This window comes from Hymenobacter norwichensis DSM 15439 (genome assembly GCF_000420705.1).
GTDB classification, from domain to species: Bacteria; Bacteroidota; Bacteroidia; order Cytophagales; family Hymenobacteraceae; genus Hymenobacter; species Hymenobacter norwichensis.
On the sequence record NZ_ATVL01000007.1, the window covers coordinates 481,665 to 503,018 of the forward strand.

The 21,354-nt window shown below is 55.1% G+C and carries 19 protein-coding genes; 12 read left to right on the top strand and 7 right to left on the bottom strand.

Going from position 1 to position 21,354, the window contains the following annotated elements; all coding sequences use genetic code 11:
- Positions 1 to 14: 14 nt before the first annotated feature.
- The 9 genes from leuD to ilvA all read left to right on the top strand — a co-directional run bounded on the left by leuD (position 15) and on the right by ilvA (position 10,758).
- On the top strand, positions 15 to 611 hold the full coding sequence (gene leuD / locus G536_RS0108210; protein WP_022823111.1) for a 3-isopropylmalate dehydratase small subunit: 597 nt from the start codon (positions 15 to 17) through the stop codon (positions 609 to 611).
- Positions 599 to 1,723 (top strand): 3-isopropylmalate dehydrogenase, encoded by a 1,125-nt coding sequence (gene leuB / locus G536_RS0108215; protein WP_022823112.1) that lies wholly within the window; start codon positions 599 to 601, stop codon positions 1,721 to 1,723. Before leuD ends, leuB begins: the two co-directional genes overlap by 13 nt.
- Positions 1,724 to 2,084: 361 nt before the next feature.
- A complete protein-coding gene (locus G536_RS0108220) occupies positions 2,085 to 2,987 on the top strand; it encodes a branched-chain amino acid transaminase (protein WP_022823113.1) in 903 nt (300 codons plus the stop codon).
- A gap of 155 nt (positions 2,988 to 3,142) precedes the next feature.
- On the top strand, positions 3,143 to 4,861 hold the full coding sequence (gene ilvD, locus G536_RS26910; protein WP_022823114.1) for a dihydroxy-acid dehydratase: 1,719 nt from the start codon (positions 3,143 to 3,145) through the stop codon (positions 4,859 to 4,861).
- On the top strand, positions 4,824 to 6,581 hold the full coding sequence (gene ilvB, locus G536_RS0108230; RefSeq protein ID WP_033369914.1) for a biosynthetic-type acetolactate synthase large subunit: 1,758 nt from the start codon (positions 4,824 to 4,826) through the stop codon (positions 6,579 to 6,581). The genes ilvD and ilvB overlap by 38 nt, the downstream gene beginning before the upstream one ends.
- Before the next feature lie 167 nt (positions 6,582 to 6,748).
- Positions 6,749 to 7,357, top strand: a complete 609-nt coding sequence (ilvN, locus tag G536_RS0108235) for an acetolactate synthase small subunit (protein ID WP_022823116.1) — start codon at positions 6,749 to 6,751, stop codon at positions 7,355 to 7,357.
- Between the two features lie 201 nt (positions 7,358 to 7,558).
- Positions 7,559 to 8,626 carry a ketol-acid reductoisomerase gene (gene ilvC, locus G536_RS0108240; protein WP_022823117.1) on the top strand — a complete coding sequence of 356 codons (1,068 nt, stop codon included), beginning with the start codon at positions 7,559 to 7,561 and terminating at the stop codon, positions 8,624 to 8,626.
- 70 nt (positions 8,627 to 8,696) lie between these two features.
- Complete coding sequence (locus G536_RS0108245) at positions 8,697 to 9,449, top strand: class I SAM-dependent methyltransferase (protein WP_022823118.1); 753 nt, start codon at positions 8,697 to 8,699, stop codon at positions 9,447 to 9,449.
- A 40-nt stretch (positions 9,450 to 9,489) separates the two neighbouring features.
- Positions 9,490 to 10,758: a threonine ammonia-lyase IlvA gene (ilvA, locus tag G536_RS0108250; protein ID WP_022823119.1), complete on the top strand. Its 1,269-nt coding sequence runs from the start codon at positions 9,490 to 9,492 to the stop codon at positions 10,756 to 10,758.
- A 137-nt stretch (positions 10,759 to 10,895) separates the two neighbouring features.
- On the opposite strand, the gene G536_RS0108255 is transcribed toward ilvA, so the two are convergent.
- Together G536_RS0108255 and G536_RS0108260 are read right to left on the bottom strand one after the other, a co-directional pair.
- Positions 10,896 to 11,543: a hypothetical protein gene (locus G536_RS0108255; RefSeq protein WP_022823120.1), complete on the bottom strand. Its 648-nt coding sequence runs from the start codon at positions 11,541 to 11,543 to the stop codon at positions 10,896 to 10,898.
- A gap of 46 nt (positions 11,544 to 11,589) precedes the next feature.
- Complete coding sequence (locus G536_RS0108260; RefSeq protein ID WP_022823121.1) at positions 11,590 to 12,450, bottom strand: dienelactone hydrolase family protein; 861 nt, start codon at positions 12,448 to 12,450, stop codon at positions 11,590 to 11,592.
- A 125-nt stretch (positions 12,451 to 12,575) separates the two neighbouring features.
- Between G536_RS0108260 and G536_RS0108265 the strand changes: the two genes are divergently transcribed.
- Positions 12,576 to 13,448 carry a hypothetical protein gene (locus G536_RS0108265; protein WP_022823122.1) on the top strand — a complete coding sequence of 291 codons (873 nt, stop codon included), beginning with the start codon at positions 12,576 to 12,578 and terminating at the stop codon, positions 13,446 to 13,448.
- Between the two features lie 22 nt (positions 13,449 to 13,470).
- On the opposite strand, the gene G536_RS0108270 is transcribed toward G536_RS0108265, so the two are convergent.
- Both G536_RS0108270 and G536_RS0108275 read right to left on the bottom strand, forming a co-directional pair.
- Positions 13,471 to 13,842, bottom strand: a complete 372-nt coding sequence (locus G536_RS0108270) for a cupin domain-containing protein (RefSeq protein WP_022823123.1) — start codon at positions 13,840 to 13,842, stop codon at positions 13,471 to 13,473.
- Between the two features lie 14 nt (positions 13,843 to 13,856).
- Positions 13,857 to 14,099: a Kazal-type serine protease inhibitor domain-containing protein gene (locus G536_RS0108275; RefSeq protein ID WP_033369915.1), complete on the bottom strand. Its 243-nt coding sequence runs from the start codon at positions 14,097 to 14,099 to the stop codon at positions 13,857 to 13,859.
- A gap of 340 nt (positions 14,100 to 14,439) precedes the next feature.
- On the opposite strand from G536_RS0108275, the gene G536_RS32960 reads away from it, so the two are divergent.
- Together G536_RS32960 and G536_RS26915 are read left to right on the top strand one after the other, a co-directional pair.
- Entirely contained in the window at positions 14,440 to 14,874 is a 435-nt protein-coding gene (locus G536_RS32960; protein ID WP_022823125.1) for a CsbD family protein, read from the top strand.
- Between the two features lie 168 nt (positions 14,875 to 15,042).
- The gene (locus G536_RS26915; RefSeq protein ID WP_022823126.1) at positions 15,043 to 15,396 is read left to right on the top strand and encodes a YtxH domain-containing protein; all 354 of its coding nucleotides are present in this window, start codon (positions 15,043 to 15,045) and stop codon (positions 15,394 to 15,396) included.
- 555 nt (positions 15,397 to 15,951) lie between these two features.
- Here G536_RS26915 and lysS read toward each other — a convergent pair.
- The 3 genes from lysS to G536_RS0108300 all read right to left on the bottom strand — a co-directional run bounded on the left by lysS (position 15,952) and on the right by G536_RS0108300 (position 21,157).
- Positions 15,952 to 17,517: a lysine--tRNA ligase gene (gene lysS / locus G536_RS0108290; protein WP_022823127.1), complete on the bottom strand. Its 1,566-nt coding sequence runs from the start codon at positions 17,515 to 17,517 to the stop codon at positions 15,952 to 15,954.
- Between the two features lie 185 nt (positions 17,518 to 17,702).
- The gene (locus G536_RS26920) at positions 17,703 to 18,734 is read right to left on the bottom strand and encodes a hypothetical protein (RefSeq protein WP_022823128.1); all 1,032 of its coding nucleotides are present in this window, start codon (positions 18,732 to 18,734) and stop codon (positions 17,703 to 17,705) included.
- Between the two features lie 272 nt (positions 18,735 to 19,006).
- Positions 19,007 to 21,157, bottom strand: a complete 2,151-nt coding sequence (locus tag G536_RS0108300) for a carboxy terminal-processing peptidase (protein ID WP_022823129.1) — start codon at positions 21,155 to 21,157, stop codon at positions 19,007 to 19,009.
- Positions 21,158 to 21,354 lie beyond the last annotated feature (197 nt).

Genomic DNA, 21,354 nt, shown 5'->3' on the forward strand with positions numbered 1-21,354 from the left:
CGCCGCCGACAGCCATGGAAAAGTTTCAGACCCTATACTCCAGCGCAGTACCGCTGCCACTCGAAAACATCGACACGGACCAGATTATTCCGGCCCGTTTCCTGAAAGCCACCACGAGGGAGGGCTTCGGCGAGAACTTGTTTCGTGACTGGCGCTGCAACGCCGACGGAACGCCGAAGCCCGACTTCGTGCTCAACGACGCGCGCTACAGCGGCCAGATTCTGTTGGCCGGCAAAAACTTCGGCTGCGGTTCCAGCCGGGAGCATGCTGCGTGGGCCCTGTATGACGCCGGTTTCCGGGTAGTGATTTCCAGTTACTTCGCCGACATCTTCCGCGGCAACGCCCTGAACACCGGCCTGTTGCCGCTGCAAGTAACCGACGCCGAACTAAGCAACCTGTTTGCCTTGGTGGAGCAGGACGCCGACACGCAATTCGTGGTGAATCTGCCCGAGCAAACTCTGCACGTGCCGGCCACCAACCAAACGATTCACTTCGATATCGACCCCTACAAGAAGGAATGCCTGATTAATGGGTACGACGACATCGATTTTCTAGTAAGTCAGAAACAGGCCATCGAAGCCTACGAACAAAGCAGAACATGGGCATGGTAAGCAAGAAAATAGCGGTATTGCCCGGCGACGGTATCGGGCCGGAGGTGTGTAGACAGGCGGTGAAGGTGCTACAGGCCGTAGCCGAGCGTTTCGGCCATCGGTTCGAGATGCGCAACCATCTGATGGGCGCGTGCGCCATCGATGCCACCGGCGACCCGCTGCCCGAAGCCACCCTCACTGCCTGCCGCGAGGCCGACGCCGTACTGCTAGGCGCCATCGGCGACCCGAAGTACGACAACGACCCTTCTGCCAAGGTGCGCCCTGAACAGGGTTTGCTGCGCCTGCGCAAGTCGTTAGGCTTGTATGCCAACATCCGCCCCGTTACGGCCTACGACGTGCTGCTGAACCACTCGCCCCTCAAGCGGGAGCGGATTCAGGGCACCGACATGGTCATCTTCCGCGAGCTAACCGGCGGCATCTACTTCGGTGAGAAAGGCCGCACCGCCGACGGCACCGGCGCCTACGACCATTGCACCTACAGCCGCGACGAGATTCTGCGCATCGCGCACCTCGCCTTCAAAGCCGCTGCCGGCCGTCGCCAAAAGCTGACGCTGGTTGACAAAGCCAACGTGCTGGAAACTTCCCGCCTCTGGCGCGAAGTGGTTCGTGAAATGACTGCCCAATACCCCGAGGTGAGCGTGGATTACCTGTTCGTGGACAACGCTGCTATGCAGATCATCCTGAACCCCACGCAGTTCGACGTGATTCTGACCGAGAACATGTTCGGCGACATCATTTCTGATGAAGCTTCCGTCATTGCTGGTTCCATGGGCTTGCTGCCCTCGGCTTCGGTAGGTGCGGAAGTGGCCTTGTTCGAGCCTATCCACGGTTCGTATCCGCAGGCCAAGGGCAAAGGCATTGCCAACCCCATTGCCGCCATTCTCTCGGCCGCCATGTTGCTCGAGCACCTGGATTTGAACACGGAAGCCGCCATTGTGCGCGAGGCCGTGGACGAAGCCCTGCACAACGGCATCCTGACCCAAGAACTCAGCCCCAACGCTCCATACAGCACCGAAGAAGTAGGCAGCTACATCGCCTTCTGGATTGCTGATTCCAACGAGAAGCAGTGGAACAAAAACAACGTGGAAATCGGCGCTAGCACGATTATCTAGGTTGTCCGAACAACAAAAAAGGAGTGTCATACAGAGGCGCAGCCGAAGCATCTCGCGGGCTGACATTGCCAAACTATCTGTCATGCTGAGGAACCGAAGCATCTCTACCGCTTCGTTGTAATAGTTGAGTTTACCACACTAGCGAGATGCTTCGACTTCGCCTGCGGCTTCGCTCAGCATGACGGCCTGGATAGAACAATACAACTCAATGAATAAGAACCTGCTGCTGGTGATTATAGTGATTATTCCTTGCCTCGCGGGCGCATAGGAACAGCTTTTTGTATCTCGACAAAAGCCTTTCTAAGCCCCGCGCTCAGGAAGGCTTTTCTTTTGGCTTCTCTTCTTCTCAAGTTTCACACGCATGTATTTCAATCCCGACACTCTCGCTTTTGTAGACGGCGAGTTCGTGAAAGCCGATCAAGCGCAGGTTAGCTCGTATGCGCAGTCGCTGCACTATGGCTATGCTGTTTTTGAAGGCATTCGGTCGTATGCTACACCGGCGGGCACGCAGATTTTCAAGGCCAAGGAGCACTACGAGCGGCTGCAATATTCCTGCAAGTCGGTGGGGTTGCCGTTGTCTTACTCCATCGAGGAAATGACGGAAATCACCTACCGGCTGCTCGAACTCAACAACCTGTCGGATGCCTACATCCGGCCGCTGGTGTACGCCGGCACGCCCAACATGACCCTGAAGCACGCCAGCACCAGCAACCTGATGATTGCCGTGTGGGATTGGGGCAAGTACCTCGGCGACCAATGCCTGCGCCTCAGCATTTCGCCCTACCAGCGCCCCAACCCCAAGGCCGTGCCCATCGAGGCTAAAGTGTCGGGCCACTACGTCAATTCTATCATCGCCAGCTCGGAAGCCAGAAACCGCGGTTTCGATGAAGCCTTGCTGCTGGACATGAACGGTTTCGTGGCCGAAGGTCCGGGCGCCAACTTCTTCTTCGAGAAAGACGGCGAGTTGTTCACGGCGCCTCCCGGCAGCATCCTGCGCGGCATCACCCGCAACACCATCATCGATTTGGCGCGGGAAGCCGGCATCAACGTCACCGAAAAGTTCTTCACGCCCGACGAGCTGCAAGGCGCAACCGGCGCCTTCTTCACCGGCACGGCCGCCGAAGTAATCGGCATCACCTCTATTGATGACTTAGAGTTCAGCACGCCTTACCAAGAAACCCTCGGCCACGTGCTAGCCGAGCGCTACCATGCCCTGGTAACCGGCCAATCTTTGGTACAAGCTTCTAACCTCGCCCACAGCTAGCTTCCGTGAAAAAAGAACGTCATGCTGAGCGTAGGCGCAGCCGAAGTCGAAGCATCTCGCTGGTGTGGTAAACCCAACATCAGCACGCGAGATGCTTCGACAAGCTCAGCATGACAAACGCCCCGAACGGCCTCTGATACAAAACAAATTTCCTCATGATTCTCAATAAGTACAGCCGCATCTACACCCAAGACGACAGCCTGCCGGCTTCTCAAGCCATGCTGATTGGCTCCGGCCTGTCGGATGCCGATTTGCGCAAGCCGTTTGTGGGCATCTGCTCTACGGGCTTCGAAGGCAACACCTGCAACATGCACCTCGACGGCCTGGCCGACGCGGTAAAGGTCGGCGTGCAGGCGCAAGGGCTGGTGGGGCTGCGGTTCAACACCATTGGAGTGAGCGACGGTATCACGAATGGTACGCCGGGCATGCGGTTCTCGCTGGTGTCGCGCGAAATCATTGCCGATTCCATTGAGGCCATGGCCGGCGCGCACAACTACGACGCCATTGCCACCGTGGTAGGCTGCGACAAGAACATGCCGGGTGCCCTCATTGCCATGGCACGTCTGAACCGGCCGTCGCTGATGGTGTACGGCGGCACGATTAAGGGCGGCAACTTCAAGGGACAGCAGCTCAACATTGTGTCGTGTTTTGAGGCGTACGGCAAGAAATTGCAGGGGCAGATTTCCGATGAGGATTATCAGGGCATCATTCATAATGCCTGCCCCGGCCCGGGTGCGTGCGGCGGTATGTACACGGCCAATACCATGGCCTCAGCCATCGAGGTGTTGGGCATGAGCGTGCCGTTCTCGTCGTCGTCGCCGGCAGTGAGCACCGAGAAAAACCAGGAGTGCCTAGATACCGGGGTGTACCTACGGCGCCTGCTGGAGCTCGACATCAAGCCCCGCGACATTCTGGTGCGCGAGGCCTTCGAGAATGCGCTGGTGATGATTACGGTGCTCGGCGGCTCTACCAACGCAGTGCTGCACCTGATTGCCATTGCCCACGCGGCTGGCGTGCACCTCACCATGGAAGACTTCCAGGAAGTCAGCAACCGGGTGCCGGTGCTGGCCGACCTCAAGCCGAGCGGCAAATACCTCATGGAAGACCTAGCTGCCCTTGGTGGCGTGCCTGCCGTGATGCGCACCCTGCTTGATGCCGGCCTGCTCCAAGGCGACCTGCTGACCGTGACCGGCCAAACCCTAGCCGAAAACCTAGCGGATGTGAAGCCGCTCGGTGCCGAGCAAGACCTGCTTCGCCCGCTCAGCAACCCCATCAAAGCCGACGGCCACATTCAGATTTTGTACGGCAACTTGGCCCCAAAAGGCGCAGTAGCCAAAATCACCGGCAAAGAAGGGCTGCGGTTTGAAGGGCCAGCCGTGGTGTTCAACTCCGAAGAAGAGCTGAATGAGGGCATCGTGCAAGGCAAGATCAAGGCCGGCAACGTGGTGGTGATTCGCTACGTGGGGCCCAAGGGCGGACCCGGCATGCCGGAAATGCTTAAGCCGACTTCCGCCATCATCGGGGCCGGCCTCGGCGACAAAGTGGCCTTGATTACCGACGGTCGGTTCTCGGGTGGTACGCACGGCTTCGTAATCGGCCACGTCTGCCCCGAGGCCTACGATGGTGGTCCGATTGCCTTGGTAGAAGACGGGGATTGGGTGGTGCTCGACGCCAGTACCAACACCATGGACGTGCAGCTAGAGCCCGCGCTGCTGGAATTGCGCCGCAGCCAGTGGCAGCGCCCGCGCCCCAACGCCACGCAAGGAGTTCTCCTGAAATATATCCGCACGGTCAGCGACGCCAGTCACGGCTGTATCACCGACTTAGACGAAAGCTATGTTAACGAACGAGCAATCAGCGCAAACCCTGCCTGAGTTTACCGCCACGGCGGTACAGACGGAAACGGAAACCATGACCGGCGCGGTGGCCACCTTACAGGCCCTGCTGGCGGAAGGCGTGGATACCATTTTCGGCTATCCGGGCGGGGCCATCATCCCAATTTACGACGCCCTCTACGACTACAAAGAGCAGCTAAACCACGTGCTGGTGCGCCACGAGCAAGGCGGCATCCATGCGGCGCAGGGCTACGCGCGCTCTTCGGGCAAAGTAGGAGTGGTGTTTGCCACTAGCGGACCGGGCGCTACCAACCTAGTAACGGGTTTGGCCGATGCGCTGATTGACAGCACGCCGCTGGTGTGCATCACGGGGCAGGTTTTTGCGCATTTGTTGGGCACCGATGCTTTCCAGGAAACGGATATCATCAATATCACCACCCCGATAACCAAGTGGAACTTCCAGGTAACTAACGCCGAGGAAATTCAGGAGGCGCTGGCCAAGGCGTTCTACATTGCCCGCAGCGGCCGACCCGGTCCGGTGCTGATTGACATCACCAAGAACGCGCAGCAACAAAAGTTCGATTTCGCGCCGTACGTGCCTTGCACGCACATTCGCAGCTACCGCCCCAAGCCCATTGTGCGGCCCGAGTACATCCGGGAGGCGGCGGCCCTCATCAACCAAGCCAAGCGGCCGTTCGTGTTGTGGGGCCAAGGCGTGCTGTTGGGCAAAGCCGAGCAGGAGTTCAAAGCCTTCATCGAAAAAAGCGGCATTCCGGCGGCCTGGACCATCCTCGGTGCCGGCGCCTTGCCCACCGACCACCCGCTGAACGTGGGTATGCTCGGAATGCACGGCAACTACGGCCCCAACGTCCTCACCAACGAGTGCGACGTGCTCATTGCCATCGGCATGCGTTTCGACGACCGGGTAACCGGCCGCCTCGACAAGTACGCCAAGCAAGCCAAAGTCATTCACCTCGATATTGACCCCACCGAAATCGGCAAGAATGTGGCGGCCACCGTGCCCGTGTGGGGCGACTGCAAAGAGACGCTGCCGCAACTCACGGCGCTAGTCGAGGCCAAGCTGCACCCCGAGTGGCACGAGCGGTTTCGGGTGCACATGGAGCAGGAAGTAGACGCCGTTATTCGCGAGGAACTGTTCCCGACCAGCGAGGAACTGACCATGGGCGAAGTCATCCAGCAGCTCAACGAGCTGACCGAAGGTGAGGCCATTATCGTGACCGACGTGGGCCAGCACCAGATGGTGGCCTGCCGCTACGCCAAGCTCAACAACACGCGCAGCAACATCACCAGCGGCGGCCTCGGCACCATGGGTTTCGCGCTGCCGGCGGCCATCGGCGCCAAGTTCGGTGCCCCGCACCGCCCGGTAGTGGCCATTATCGGCGACGGAGGCGTGCAGATGACCATTCAGGAACTCGGCACCATCATGCAAACCGGCGTCGACGTGAAAATCATCATCCTCAATAACCGTTTCCTCGGCATGGTGCGGCAGTGGCAGGAACTCTTCAACGACCGGCGCTACTCCTTCGTGGACATTGCCAGCCCCGATTACGTGACCGTGGCTAGCGGCTACAGAATCGCCGGCAAGCGGGTAGAAGCTCGCGCCGAGCTGAAGCAAACCCTGCAACAGATGTTGGAGCACCCCGGCTCTTTCCTGCTGGAAGTAATGGTGTCGAAAGAGAACAACATCTTCCCCATGGTGCCCCAAGGGTGCAGCGTATCGGAAATCCGGCTGCGGTAGCAGGACGGTAGAAACTACAAAAGAACGTCATGCAGAGCGCAGCGAAGCATCTCGCGTGCTGACGCTAGAATAGTAATCCTTCATCAGCACGCGAGATGCTTCGGCAAGCTCAGCATGACAAGAGCCTTATACCGAGCTAAGGTTCAACACTAGTAAAAGTATCAGCCATGAGTCAGCAACCATCCATCGACCGGCAGGAATACAACATTACGGCGTACACCGAGAACCAAGTGGGGCTGCTGAACCGCATTGCCATCATTTTCTCGCGCCGCAAAATCAACATCGAGAGCCTCAACGTGTCGCCTTCCGAGGTGGAAGGGATTCACCGCTTCAACATCGTTATCAACGAAACCGAAGAAGTGGTGAGCAAGCTGGCCGGACAGATTGAGAAGCAAATCGAGGTGCTGAAGGTGTACTACAACACCAACGCCGACGTGATTTGGCAGGAAATGGCGCTCTACAAAGTGCCTACCGATGTCATTGCCGAGAAGGCCATCGTGGAGCGCCTGCTCCGCGAGAATGGAGCCCGCGCCGTGGTGATCCGCAAAGACTACACGGTGTTCGAAACCACCGGCCACCGTGAGGAAACCGACAACCTCATCCGCGTGCTGCAACCCTACGGCCTCATCGAATTCGTGCGCAGCGCCCGCATCGCCATCATCAAGGCCAGCGACGGCTTCAACAGCAAGCTCCGCGAGTTCGAGCGAACCGAGCCAAGCGCCGAACCCGCCGAAAACGAGTTCCTGAACAGCCGCAGCAAGGTGTTCACGATGTAGAACATGCAACATAAAAGAACGTCATGCTGAGCGCAGTGCAACGAAGCCGAAGCATCTCGCTAGTGTGGTAAACTCTTTACCGTTGCAACGATTCGAGCGAGATGCTTCGACTGCGCTCAGCATGACGGATAGCTTGGCAATGTCAACTGCATAAATCAACAAGAAAACAACACACATTCACCCTTAATAGCCCACAGCAAAATGGCACAAATCAATTTTGGCGGAGTAGACGAAACCGTAGTTACCCGCGAAGAATTTCCCCTGGAAAAGGCGCTGGACGTTCTCAAGGACGAAACTATTGCCGTTATCGGCTACGGGGTGCAGGGTCCCGGCCAGGCGCTCAACATGCGCGACAACGGGTTCAACGTTATTGTTGGTCAGCGCGAAGATTCTCCGTCGTGGGAGCGGGCGCTGAAAGATGGTTGGGTGGAAGGCGAAACGCTGTTCTCGATTGAGGAAGCAGCGGAGCGCGGCACCATCATCTGCAACCTGCTCTCCGACGCCGGCCAAATTGCGCTGTGGCCTACGCTGAAAGCTAAGCTGACGCCCGGCAAAACGCTGTACTTCTCGCACGGCTTCGGCATCACCTTCAACGACCAAACCAACATCATCCCACCCGCTGATGTAGACGTAATTCTGGTAGCGCCCAAGGGCAGCGGCACCAGCCTGCGTCGCCTGTTCGTGGCCGGTGGTGGCCTCAACTCGTCGTTTGCCGTGTACCAGGATGCCACGGGCAAAGCCTATGAAAAAGTAGTGGCTATGGGCATCGGTGTCGGCTCAGGCTACCTCTTTGAAACCGACTTCAAGAAGGAAGTATACTCCGACCTCACCGGCGAGCGGGGCGTACTGATGGGCGCTTTGGCTGGCATCATCGAGGCGCAATACCAAGTGCTGCGGCAGCGCGGTCACTCGCCTTCCGAAGCCTTCAACGAAACCGTAGAAGAACTCACCCAAAGCCTCGTGCCATTGGTAGGCGAAAACGGCATGGACTGGATGTTCAGCAACTGCTCGGTAACCGCACAGCGCGGCGCCCTCGACTGGAAAGGCCGGTTCCGCGAAGCCACCCTGCCCGTCCTCAACGAGTTGTACGACAGCGTAGCCAGCGGTGAGGAAGCCCGTCGTACCATCGAGCGCGGCACCACCCCGAACTACCGCTCGGAACTGGAAACCGAACTCAAAGAAGTGCGCGACTCCGAGCTATGGAAGACCGGCGCTACAGTGCGTCAGCTCCGCTCCAAGGCCGCCGAGAAAGTAGAAGAGTTGAGCTAAAATAGAGTAACAACTGCAAAGGCTGGCCTACCATTGCTGGTAGCGCCAGCCTTTCAATTTCCAAGTAACTATGCAATGGAATGCTGATTCCTATGTCCAGAAGCACGCTTTTGTCTTTCAATATGGTACTGGCTTGGTTGACCTATTAGCGCCAAAGCCCAACGAATCAATTCTAGATTTAGGCTGTGGTTCAGGGGAGCTAACCCAGGAAATTGCTAGCCACGGAGCTACGGTAATGGGGCTAGATGCCTCGGCTGCCATGATTGCTAAAGCCCAGCAGCAATTTCCTGCTCTGGATTTCAGAATAGCCGATGCCACTGATTTCGAGTTGCCTGAACGCTTCGACGCTGTATTCTCTAACGCTGTACTGCATTGGGTGCCGGAGGCTAGCGCTGTGATTCAGCAGATACATCGGCATCTAAAGCCGAGCGGACGCTTGGTAGCTGAATTTGGTGGCCAGGACAACGTGGGACAGATTGTGACTGCCTTGTTGCGGCACTTGCATGAGAGTGGCTACAAGCAGGCGCAAGCTAATTGGTGGTACTTCCCTTCCGTGGGCGAATACGCTTCGTTGCTTGAGAAATACGGTTTTCGGGTTCGGCTGGCGCAGCACTACGACCGAAATACGATTCTTGCTGATCCTGAGCATGGGCTGACGGATTGGATTGAACAGTTCGGCGACAACTTTTTCACTGGTGTGAGTGCCACCGATAAAGCCACCGTGCTAGCTGCCGTTAATGGGGAGTTGCGGCCTGTGTTGTTTCAGGATGGACAATGGGTTGCGGATTACAAACGGCTGCGTGTAGTAGCCGAAAAGCGGTAATGCTGTCTAATGAGTGTCTGCCGTTTAAAATATCAAGGACATGGAAAATGAAGTAGCCGCGCCGCTGGCCGTCACGCTGGAAAATGTGGAGCAGGCCGCGCGCAACCTGAAAGGCGTCATCTACAAAACCCCTTTGCTGCAAAACCACGGCCTCTCGCGCACCTACGACGCGACGGTGCTGCTGAAGCGGGAAGATTTGCAAGTGGTACGCTCCTACAAGATTCGGGGTGCCTACCACAAGATGCTCACGCTGCCGCCCATTAGCGGAGAGCGGGAAATAGTGTGCGCCAGCGCCGGCAACCACGCGCAGGGCGTGGCCTATGCCTGCCAGATGCTCGGCTTGAAAGGCTACATTTTCATGCCCGCCCAAACGCCCGCCCAAAAGGTGGACAAAGTGCGGCTCTTCGGCAAAGAATACGTGGAAGTGGTCCTCACCGGCGCTAGCTTCGACGACTCGTTCCGCTCGGCCCGCGAGTTCTGCGACGAACGGGGCAGCACCTTCATCCATCCCTTCGATGACCTTGCCATTGTAGAAGGCCAGGCTACCGTGGGCCTGGAAATCCTGAAAGCCGCTACCGTGCCTATCGACTACTGCTTCATGCCCATCGGCGGCGGCGGCTTGGCTTCGGGCGTGGCCAGTGTGTTCCGGCAGCTCAGCCCGACTACCAAGCTCATCGGCGTGCAGCCCTTGGGCGCGCCCTCCATGTACTCGGCTATCCGCGGCAACCAGCACGCCGCCCTGGCTAGCATCGACAGCTTCGTGGACGGCGCGGCCGTGAAGTGCCCCGGCCAGCTCACCTACGAAATCTGCCGCGAATTGCTGGACGAGGTAGTGCTGGTGCCGGAAGGCCAAATCTGCCAAGACTTGCTGAAGATGTACAACGAGGAAGGCATCGTGCTCGAACCGGCCGGTACGCTTACCATCTCGGCGCTGCACCAGTTTCGGGAGCAAATCAAGGGCAAAACGGTGGTGTGCGTCGTTAGTGGCTCCAACAACGATATCACTCGCATGGAGGATATCAAGGAGCGCGCCATGCAGCACCAAGGACTGAAGCACTACTTCATGGTGACTTTCAACCAAGCCCCCGGCGCCCTCCGCCGCTTCGTGAACAACGTGCTGCACGAGGGCGACGACATCATCCAGTTTCAGTACATCAAGAAAAACAACAAGGAAAAAGGTCCTGTCTTCATCGGCGTCGAAGTAAAGCAGCCCCACGATGTGGAAGGCATCAAAGTCCGCATGGCGGAAGAAGGCTTTGCCTTCGAATACCTGAACGGCAAGCAGGATTTCCTGGCGTTGTTAGTGTAGAAACAGAGGCACTGCACTAACAACAAAACAAGCTGCCCCGCCGATACTATCGGCGGGGCAGCTTGTGGTTTAAGGGGCCGAGAAGGGGCGAATTTAGGAAGCTGGGGCCACAGCCAGCAGCAGAACAATGCGGGTTATTAGCAAAGCGTGTAGTGTTCTATTCGTACGAGTTTGCCGTGCTGGAACATCAAGAGCCAAGAGTAGTCGGATTGTATTGGACCTGATGCTAGATTCACGGTTACCACTTTCCCCAGCTTGTAAACATTCAATTCGTACTGGCCTCTTACTGCATTCGGAAAATCCTTCGCTAAATCCGATAAAGTGGTTTTTGAATTCAAACGAATGTTGCCCGTTTGTAGTGTCAGTTGTGGCTGTTGCTGAAAGTTGATAATGTCGACAACAGCTGTATCGCCGCAGACTTCGACTTCTGTTGACTTGATATAAGCGAACTTAAATTGCTGGTCGAAGTAAGGCATGCAGACTTCGTTCATATCTGGCGTAATCAAACTATCGGGCTGCCCTAACTCTTGGAACACTACTTTGGTGGTGCTAAGCATCGGCAGCCGGCCGTTAAGCTTTGCTGTACTCCAATCCAGGTATTCTGCATTGGTAGAATCATTAGATGGAGTAGACAGTTCCGGTGTGTTGAGTTCAGTCACGGAGGATTTGGTAACCTCAAGGCTAGCTACGGTCTGCTTCTCTGCCTCCTCATTTCCACAGCTCGATAGTATTGATAACCCAAGAAGTAAGCCGCTGCTTAAGCGAGTGAGTAAGGCAAGTGTCATGCAATAAGTTTGAATAGTTACTTCACTTGAAGTTTGAGGTAGATACCTAGACCAACTTCTCCTTGAACAGCTTCAGCGTCCGGTCCCAGGCGAGTTTGGCGGCTTCGGCGTTGTAACGGGCGGGGGAGGAGTCGTTGTTGAAAGCGTGGTTGACGCCTTCGTACACGTACTGTTCGTACTTGATGTTGTTGGCTTTCAAGGCCGCCTCATAGGCGTCTTTGCCGGCGTTTACCCGCTCATCGAGGCCGGCGTAGTGCAGCAACAGGGTGGCCTTGATTTTGGGCACGTCCTCGGCTTTGGGCTGGGTGCCGTAGTAGGCTACAGCGGCGTTGAGCTTGGGGTCGGCTACAGCTAAGCTGTTGGCCATGGCCCCACCCCAACAGAAGCCGACGCAGCCAATTTTACCGTTCGAGTCTTTGCGGCCACGCAGGTAAGTGAGAGCCGCTAAGTAGTTGTTCAGGTTTTGCTGCTTATCGAGCTTGCCAATCATCGTGCGGCCTTCGTCCTCATTGGCAGGCGTACCTCCAAACACCGACAGCGCATCAACCCCTAAAGCCAAATAGCCGGCCTGCGCCACGCGGCGCGTTACGTCCTTGATGTGGGGGGTGAGGCCGCGGTTTTCGTGAATCACTACTACGGCGCCCAGCTTCTTCCTGCTCTTCGGGTGCACCAGGTAGCCCTTCATGGTCACGCCCGCGTCGCCGGGCCAGGTTACTTCTTCGGTTATCAGGTCGTCGGCTTGCTCGGGCACAGTGGCGGCTTGGGCATAGCCGGGTTCCAGCACGGCCAGCGCTGCCGCCGCCATGGCCGCGCCGCCCGTCAGCTTGTGCAGGCGGTCCAGAAAGTCGCGGCGGCTGAGGGGGGCGTGGGTGTACTCGTCGAAGAGGTTGATGATGCGCTGGTCCATGTGGCGGGAGTGGGCGTGAGAGTGTAGTTGAAAGATAGGCAGTTAATGCAGGGAAAGGTTGCTCGTGGCAGCGCAATCAGTGCCGATAGCGCTAATCAGTCAGAAACCATTGCGTAGCTTGCTGTATGAACTCGCTGATTTACCTGGCTTACGGCCTGCCCGACCTGATTAACGAAGGAATTTATAGCATCCTTTCGTATCAGCAGCTTGTGCCGCACAGTCCGGTGCAGATACTCGTTTACACTGACCAGCCGCAGGCGTTTCGGCAAGTAATAGGGGAACAGGTTTACATCCACTATCCGGTTATTTCGCCTGCACAATGGCAGGCCTGGCGAGGAAGTCGGGTGTATCTGCTTAAGATTGAAGTGCTGAAACACGCTGCTGAGCACTACCCCGGCAACTTGTTGTTCGTGGATACGGACACCATTTGGCAGCAAGATCCGGCGCCTATCTTTCAGGCCATTAGCCGCGGGCAGCGCTACATGCACGTTTGCGAAGGCGTGCTGGCCCAGGGCAATTACCTGAGTCAAAAAATCTACCGGCACCTACACGGCAAGCACTGGCAAGTCAACGGTCGTATGCTCACCGTTGACCCCAGCACGAAGCTCTACAACTCTGGCGTACTCGGCTTCCCGAGCGAGGATGCGCACGCGCTGGACAGCATAAAGGAACTGGGAGAGCAACTATACGCAGCTTACAACAAGCATATTATGGAGCAGCTGGCTTTCAGCATGTGGTTCCAGACCCAGGCGCCCATAGCCGAAGCCGCGCCGTATGTGCTGCACTACTGGAACCTGAAAGAAATCAGGCCGGTGCTTACGCAAGTGGTGCAGCACTACGCCTCCCAGGGACTTGATGTACTATATAAGCAGCTAAGCCAGCTGAATGTTGCGCAGCTGCACCAGCAAGAACTAGCCTACCGCAACCTGCCAAGCTGGCGGCGCACCTTACTGAAACTTCAGGGCCGGCGGTGGCGCCTGCCATCCATCGATATATAATGCTGCCGCTCGTCAGGATACTTTATTGCTCTTCACGGTGCACTGTGGCCGGGCTGAATGCTGGCACGCACACCGACCAATACTCACATTCGGCATCAAACGGATTGGAGTAGCGCACCCGCGCTCCAGCCTTGATCAGCAATGATTCGCCGGCGCCTAGCTCTACCACGTCGCCGTCAATTTCAAACCGTTTGCGGCCGCGTACAACAATCGTTACCTCATCAAAATCTGGGCTTTGGTGAGGCTCACTCCACTGTGGCGGTGCTACCATATGCGCCACGCTGTAGGCAGCTGTTTGGGTGCTGGCTAGGCCAATATGCTCCTCAATGAGTTTGCCGTCGGTGGTAGGCACCACGAACGGGTTCTGCTGGCGGAAATAACGCTTTTCAGGCATGGTAAAGGCGGTTTTTACTTTTGCGGATCGGGGCAGGCGCCGGGCTTGAAGCTGGTAACGCCGGCATTGGTAGCTACACAGGCGTTGCTATATGTTTTGCCGTCGCAGCCGCAGACTGGGTCGTACTGCATGGTGCACATGGCATCCGTCCGGATTTTGGCGGGGTCGATGCACGGCTTGGTGGCAGTGCTGGCCGGGGTGGTGTTCTGGCAGGCGCCGGCTAGCAGCAGGGCCAGTGAAAACAGCATTGGTTTCATCAGATAAATAGCTAAAAAATAAAACAGGAACGCAGCCACTTTGGGCAGATGCGGAGGCCGCAAGGTACATGCCCGAAGCCATCATGCAAATTATATGGCGCAACGGCGCACGCCGTAGCACCTAGTGCAGCAACTGCTAATACGCAGCCTACGCATGGTATAAACGGGTCGCTATATTTTAAAGAACCGCTTTTTTAGCTGCCAATGAAAACCTGTGCTGCTAAGCTCCGTAAGAGGCTCATAATGGCGAAAACCTGACGAGCTCTTGTTGCTCGCTTAGGCCGGAGTCTCGCTCTGGTAGCCACTTAATTGCAATTCATCACTTTTCTCTCCCTACATCATGTCGTATCACGAAGAAGACAACTCGGGTAAAATTCTCCTCGCTGCTTTGGCCGGTGCCGGTGCTGGTATCATTGCTGGTTTGCTGATGGCTCCTGATAAAGGCAAAGCTACCCGCGAGAAAATCGGCAGCGCTGCTACCAAATACACGGGCCAGTTCGGTGAGCAATTCGCTAAATACACCGAAGACTTGGACGCCAAGTTCAAAGGTTATGTTGAGAAACTGGAAGACTTGGGTATCAGTGGTGCTGGTAGCAGCCTGAAGCTGAAAGGCAACTGGGACGACGCCAAAGGCAAGCTGAAGCAGCAGTACGCTCAGCTCACCGACGAAGACCTAGAGTATGCCGAAGGCAAGAGCGACGAGCTAGTAGGCCGCTTGCAAAAGAAGCTTGGCAAAGCCAAGAATGAAGTAGTGAAATTGCTGAACGACCTGTAGGCCGAAGCAGTAACTAATAGAAACGCCTCTGCTTTCTCACGAGAGCAGGGGCGTTTCTGTTAACTAATATTCAGCAAAGACGTTATTGTAGAAAGTGGCTATGCTTGCGGGCATCATACCTGCGCTAGCCACGTAGTTCATGTACTCATCACCCAACTATTCTGTTTTATGGAAGATACGAAAGGCAAAGTGATACTCTCGCTGCTGGCCGGAGCCACTATTGGAGCCGTAGCTGGCCTGCTGCTGGCTCCCGAAACCGGCGACGAAACTCGGTCGGGCTTAAAAAAATCTGCCTCTAAGTTTGGCAAGGACTTAGATAAGCTGTTCAAAGAAGGACTATCCCGCTTCAATTCGCTAACCGACCAAAGCAAAGGCTCGGCCAAGCAACAGTCCGACCGTTCGGCGGCTGACGTGCTTCTGGGCGCGCTCCACTCACCTGAAAGCGGTTCCGATGCTGATTCCGACTACGATGGTATCGGTGGCGACGCTCGACATTCGGCGAGCTATGGTAAAGGAATCTAAAAAAAGTTTGTGCACATTGTAACTTCTTTTCAGTGCTGCCGTTAAAGAATATATAACCGACTTAAAAGAAGATCGGAGAATTCAATGTCGTAAAATTGCCGGCTACCGAGCTTCTGCTGTTTGTGGTTTAAACAAACAGCAGTAAAATCTGGATGTGCCCATCGCAAGCTTCTGCATTCGAACCCGGTTGGAATGGTAAGTCTGTTGTACAAAAGAAAGCCTCCCGCATTCAATTAGCGGGAGGCTTTCTGATTTTAAGGGTAGTAGGTTCATAGGTTTTTTTGAAAAAAAGAATATGTGCATAACCTCTTTTCAAATATTGCCGTTAAAGAAGACATAACCGGCTTGAAAGAAGTTGGTAAGCACAATTGAAGTAAAATTGCCGACAGTAGAGCTTCTACTTGATTATGGTTAACTTAACCAAGTAGTAAAATCATACTTGTTCATCGTAAGCTTCTTCAAATAGTTCTGCCAGCAAAAGTTAGCCGCTTATAAAAAGAAAGCCTCCCGCACCTTTATTGTGCGGGAGGCTTTCTCTATCTAGGGTCAGCTTACTTATGCGACTGGCTCCTCTGGTTTCGGTGCGTTTTCCGATTTGGTGTTCTCTGGCTTCATCTGCGGGAAGAACAGCACATCCTGAATGGAATTGGAGTTGGTCATAATCATGCTTAGGCGGTCGATACCAATGCCGAGGCCGGCGGTAGGGGGCATGCCGTACTCCAAAGCTCGCAGGAAATCCTCGTCGAGCACCATAGCCTCGGTGTCGCCGCGCTTGCCTAGCTCCAGTTGCTCCTCAAACCGAGCGCGCTGGTCAATAGGGTCGTTTAGCTCTGAGAAGGCGTTGCAGATTTCCTTGCCATTGCAAATAGCCTCGAACCGCTCTACTAGGCCTGGCTTGCTGCGGTGCTTTTTGGCCAGCGGCGACATTTCCACCGGGTAGTCGGTGATGAACGTCGGCTGGATCAGCTTGGGCTCCACATGCTCACCAAATATTTCGTCGATGATTTTGGCTTTGCCCATGCTTGGGTCGAGGCCTACTTTCAGCTCCTTAGCCGCCGCGCGCAGTTCGTCTTCCGACTTGCCATCAATATTGAAGCCCGTGAAGTGCTCAATAGATTCGGCCATGGTGAAGCGCTTCCAGGGGCGCTGGAAGTTGATGAGGTTTTCGCCTACCTGCACCTCGGTTTGGCCGTGCAGCGTCAGGGCTACGCGCTCCACCATTTCCTCCACTAGGTCCATCATCCAGTAGTAGTCTTTGTAGGCTACGTACAGCTCCATCTGCGTGAACTCAGGGTTGTGGAACCGGCTCATACCCTCGTTACGGAAGTCCTTGCTGAACTCATACACCCCGTCGAAACCACCCACAATCAGGCGCTTCAGGTACAGCTCGTTGGCAATGCGCAAATACAGCGTCATGTCCAGCGTGTTGTGGTGCGTTTTGAAAGGGCGAGCAGCGGCACCACCGTACAAGGGCTGCAGAATTGGGGTTTCTACTTCTAAATAACCTTTATCATTCAGGTAGTTACGCATAGCCTGCACCAGCTGCGTCCGTTTGATAAACGCTTCGCGCACGTGCGGGTTCACCACCAAGTCCACGTACCGCTGGCGGTAGCGCTGCTCGGGGTCAGAGAAGGCATCATAGGTTATTTTTTCACCGGTGGTTTCGTCGGTGCGCTCTTTCACTACGGGCAGGGGGCGCAGGCTTTTGCTGAGCACCGTGAGGCTGGTAACGTGGATGGACGTTTCGCCCACCATCGTCTTAAATACGTGGCCTTTCACGCCCACAAAGTCACCGAGGTCCAGCAGTTTCTTGAACACTGTGTTGTACAGCTCCTTGTCCTCACCAGGGCAGATTTCGTCGCGGTTGATGTAGAGCTGAATCCGACCCGACGCATCCTGCAACTCCGCAAACGAGGCCTTGCCCTTCACCCGAATCGACATCAGGCGGCCCGCTAGGCTCACATCCTGAAAGTTGTTCAGCTCGGGGTGGTAGTTATCGTGGATTTCCTGGGCGTAGAAATTTACGTCGAACAGTTCGGAAGGGTACGGCTCTATACCGAGCTTCTGGAGCTCCTCGAGCTTGCTACGACGAATAATTTCCTGTTCGCTAAGATGATGCATGGGGCAGGGCGTAAAAAGAAGACCCACGTAGGGCCGGAATGATCAGGTCGTAAAAATAGCGCGACCTGCGCGCCTAACCTAACACGTAGCTGAGTGTACTGGTTTTCGATAACGCAAAAAGCGCCACCCCAAGGGGATGGCGCTTACGTGTATATGGAGTAAGATATGTTGAGCTAGGGAGGATATTAGGCGGCAATACCCATCTGCGGAGCGGGAGTTTCGCCAGTGATGGTAGGCTGCACACGCGTACGCAGGCGCTCCTCTACAAAGCCGTGGCGCAGGTGCTTCGGCAACTCATCTACCAATTGCTGATAGCGCTCCAGCCCAATAGCCTTGGCCACGTAAGTTTCATGAAGGCCGTTGAGGTAGCTCACAATGTTGAGCAACGACTGGTGAAACAGCTTGAAGTCAATTTCGGCTTCAATGAACCGCTCTATCTCGCGGCTAGTCTGCGAAATGCGCAAACGTCCCAGCAAGTCGAAAATGGTGGTGTATCCCAGGCGCCACGTAATCTGCTGCCAGTGTGCGGCCGTCCACTTATCCAGCACCTTGCCAGTTTTTTGGCTGCGGATAGCCGTGTTAGGGTTGGCCTGAATCTGCTGACGAGTAGCGGTGGCTTTGAGCTTGCGCGTAGTGCGCAAGAACTGTCCAATCTGGGCCTGAGCATCAATCTCCTTGCTGGCGATGTTGAGCCCGGCCTTGTAGCCAGCCAGCGGCAGACGGTGAATACTAAAATCGCCGTAGGCACCAGCAGCGTAGAACGATACTGGCCGTGGGTATGCATTGCGCACTACCAACCGACCGACCTCGCGCCGTACCAACGACGGGTTGTTACCACGTACACCAGCCGTATACAAGAAGGCTTGCAAGCCTGCCATGATGGTATGATACGCCTGTGGGAACGTCCAATGCAGCGCATTGCGCAGGTAGTCCTCGTCGCCCAACTCGGCTGTGGAACGCAAGGCATACTCGGTGCTCCAGCAGGAATGCAGCAGCTTGGTTACGGCCGTTAGGTCAGTGTCGGTTAGCTCTGCTTGATGGGCCCGGAAGAAAGGAAGATGCTGTAAGCCGCCAGTAGCGTCATCAGCTTCTTGAATGTGGTAGTTAATGGCGAAGAAATAGTTGAGGAAAACCTGCGCCGGAATAGACTTGCGCCAGGTCTCGTCAGCTAGCTTCTGCTGCTCGTCCGTCACGAGCGGGATGATAGGAGTTTCCATGTTCGTCGTCATGCTAGTTTAACATGAAGGTAAAAGTATTAGTTCTTATTTGCTAAAAATATTGGGTAAATATAGTGTCAATTATAGCGCTGTAAATCAGATGATTGTATCAAGTATTATAGGTTTTGTAGAAGAAAAATTTAGGGTCTGTTTACTAACGATAAGTAGGCGCCATGTTAGTTATATAATAAGCCGCAAAAAAGCCCCGTTAGCTACTGCTATCGGGGCTTTTTTCAGAACGGAGAGTTTACCTCTTGCTACTGGATTTAGGGTTACATCTGGTCCTTCACAACCGATACGGCCTCACGAAGCGTGATGTCCTTATTTAAGTTCTTAGTGAAGCGCGAAGCACGATTGATTTCTACTGTGTCGGTACCCAACACGCGCAAGTCAGATGAGAGCGGAGCAATAGCCAAGGGCTGAGCAGCTTTTTGTGCAGCTTCGTACTTATCCGATTCTACCTTATTGGTTTGCTGCTCGGCACGGAACGCCGTTAGTTTCAACGATACTTTCGTTTCGTCCTTACGCTTGCGCATGCGCTGAGCCAATTCGTTTACGAGGCGGAAGCTTGGGCTGGCTGCTACGCGGACTTGGCTGGCCGTACGCAATTTGTCGGTAGCCGGAGCCTGCGCCCAAGGGCGGTAACGAGCTGGCGTAATTTCGTCCCACTTCAGTGGGTAGTCCGACTCCTTCTCACCTTGGTCGAGGTAGCTGTACGCATCGGGCAGGATAATGTCAGGCACTACCCCTTTGAACTGTGTAGAGCCACCATTGATACGGTAGAACTTCTGCGTGGTCAGCTTCAGCGAGCCAAATGGTTTGATGCTGTTGAACTCAGCTGGTAGAGCATCATCCAAATCAAAGATGCGCTGTACAGTGCCTTTGCCATAAGTGCTAGCGGCACCCATAATCACACCGCGCTTGTAGTCTTGAATAGCGGCAGCCAGAATTTCAGACGCCGAAGCACTGTATTTATTTACCAACACCACTAGTGGGCCGCTGTATTGTACGCGGGGGTCACGGTCGTTGAGAACAGTAGGGGCACCCTGCGGGCCTTTTACCTGCACTACTGGGCCGCTGTCGATAAATAGGCCTGCCATTTCCACAGCGTCCTGCAGCGAGCCGCCACCATTAAAGCGCAGATCAAGTACCACGCCCTGCACATTTTCCTGCTTCAGCTTCTCTAGTTCTTTCTTCACATCATCAGCCGAGCTACGGCCGCCGTTGTCGTTGAAATCAGCATAGAAAGTTGGTAGCTTGATATATCCAATCTTCTTGCCAGCCTCGTTGATGGTAGCCGACTGCGCGTACGTATCCTTGATGATTACCACATCACGGATGATAGATACGATTTTTGTGCTGTTGTCGGGCTTTTTAACCGTCAGGCGTACTTCTGAACCTTTCTTACCCTTAATCATCGACACGGCTTTATCAAGGCGCATGCCTTCCACCGATACGGGCTCATCGGCACCTTGTGCTACACGCAGAATAACATCGCCGGCTTTCAGCTCGCCTTGTCGGTACGAAGCACTGCCCGGAATGATATCGGTAATTTTGATTGAGCCATCTTTCTCTTGCAGCGAGGCCCCAATACCTTCGAAGCGGCCAGTCATGGCTACGTCGAAGCTTTCCTTATCGCGCGGAGCGAAGTACTCAGTGTGGGGATCATAGGTATTTGCAATAACGTTGGCGTACATGGCTAGCCGGTCATTAGCATCATTCTGCAGCAGGTCGTTGAACTGGTCTTCGAAATACTTCAGAACCCGTTTGCGGGCTTCAGCTTCCATTTCAGCGGGAGTACGAATAGGTTCAGAAGTGGTGGCGGAAGAAGGCGTAACAGAAGTAGCAGCCAATGGCTTGTCCTTCTTCTTAGCCTGAGTGTCCATCATTTCCGAAATCCGTACCATTGTTTGGTACTTCAAAAACTTGCGCCACTCTTCGCGCTGAGCAGCCTTATCGGCGGCAAAACTGGCCTTATCGGGCTCGGTTTCGAAAGTTTCCTCAGTGGTAAAATCAAACGGTTTAGTCAGGATGTCGCGGTATAACGCTTGCACGTCTTTCACGCGCTGATCGATAACGGCATTTGTTTGGTCCATGAACTCATGGGTACCACGCTTCACTTCATCGTCGACGTCGTTTTGGTACTTGGTGCGCAACTGAGCTACATCCGAAGCCAGCAAGAACTTTTTGTTGGAGTCAACCCGCTTCAAATACAAGTCGAACACTCGCTTAGAGAAAGTGTCGTCTATCTTTTCGGGTTGATAATGAGCCGTGGTTAGGCCCGAAAGCATGGCCTGAATAAGAACGGCGTCTTTCTGAGGCGGCCTGGCGTCGCCACGGCGGTAGAGCTTGTAGGAAGCCAGCACGAAAACTGCCAGCACCACCGCGGCATATAAGCCGATTTTAATTCGGGGGAAAGACATGAAGAATCGAGTGAAATGAAGGAAAATCAATTGTAAGCAAATGCCGTCCTTTACTTTACGACATAGTTGCCACCCTAGTTCGAGATGAAAACGCCTAAGTCCAGGGAATAAGTGCCCAAAATACAAGGCTATTCCAGAAAACAGCGCGGTTTATACGACGCAACAGCTGTGTAGGCGGTTGCTTTAGAGGGTAGCTA

Coding starts and splice junctions, on each gene's coding strand:
- leuD (WP_022823111.1), top strand. CDS start 15: ATGGAAAAGTTTCAGACCCTATACTCCAGCGCAGTACCGCTGCCACTC.
- leuB (WP_022823112.1), top strand. CDS start 599: ATGGGCATGGTAAGCAAGAAAATAGCGGTATTGCCCGGCGACGGTATC.
- G536_RS0108220 (WP_022823113.1), top strand. CDS start 2,085: ATGTATTTCAATCCCGACACTCTCGCTTTTGTAGACGGCGAGTTCGTG.
- ilvD (WP_022823114.1), top strand. CDS start 3,143: ATGATTCTCAATAAGTACAGCCGCATCTACACCCAAGACGACAGCCTG.
- ilvB (WP_033369914.1), top strand. CDS start 4,824: ATGTTAACGAACGAGCAATCAGCGCAAACCCTGCCTGAGTTTACCGCC.
- ilvN (WP_022823116.1), top strand. CDS start 6,749: ATGAGTCAGCAACCATCCATCGACCGGCAGGAATACAACATTACGGCG.
- ilvC (WP_022823117.1), top strand. CDS start 7,559: ATGGCACAAATCAATTTTGGCGGAGTAGACGAAACCGTAGTTACCCGC.
- G536_RS0108245 (WP_022823118.1), top strand. CDS start 8,697: ATGCAATGGAATGCTGATTCCTATGTCCAGAAGCACGCTTTTGTCTTT.
- ilvA (WP_022823119.1), top strand. CDS start 9,490: ATGGAAAATGAAGTAGCCGCGCCGCTGGCCGTCACGCTGGAAAATGTG.
- G536_RS0108255 (WP_022823120.1), bottom strand. CDS start 11,543: ATGACACTTGCCTTACTCACTCGCTTAAGCAGCGGCTTACTTCTTGGG.
- G536_RS0108260 (WP_022823121.1), bottom strand. CDS start 12,450: ATGGACCAGCGCATCATCAACCTCTTCGACGAGTACACCCACGCCCCC.
- G536_RS0108265 (WP_022823122.1), top strand. CDS start 12,576: ATGAACTCGCTGATTTACCTGGCTTACGGCCTGCCCGACCTGATTAAC.
- G536_RS0108270 (WP_022823123.1), bottom strand. CDS start 13,842: ATGCCTGAAAAGCGTTATTTCCGCCAGCAGAACCCGTTCGTGGTGCCT.
- G536_RS0108275 (WP_033369915.1), bottom strand. CDS start 14,099: ATGAAACCAATGCTGTTTTCACTGGCCCTGCTGCTAGCCGGCGCCTGC.
- G536_RS32960 (WP_022823125.1), top strand. CDS start 14,440: ATGTCGTATCACGAAGAAGACAACTCGGGTAAAATTCTCCTCGCTGCT.
- G536_RS26915 (WP_022823126.1), top strand. CDS start 15,043: ATGGAAGATACGAAAGGCAAAGTGATACTCTCGCTGCTGGCCGGAGCC.
- lysS (WP_022823127.1), bottom strand. CDS start 17,517: ATGCATCATCTTAGCGAACAGGAAATTATTCGTCGTAGCAAGCTCGAG.
- G536_RS26920 (WP_022823128.1), bottom strand. CDS start 18,734: ATGGAAACTCCTATCATCCCGCTCGTGACGGACGAGCAGCAGAAGCTA.
- G536_RS0108300 (WP_022823129.1), bottom strand. CDS start 21,157: ATGTCTTTCCCCCGAATTAAAATCGGCTTATATGCCGCGGTGGTGCTG.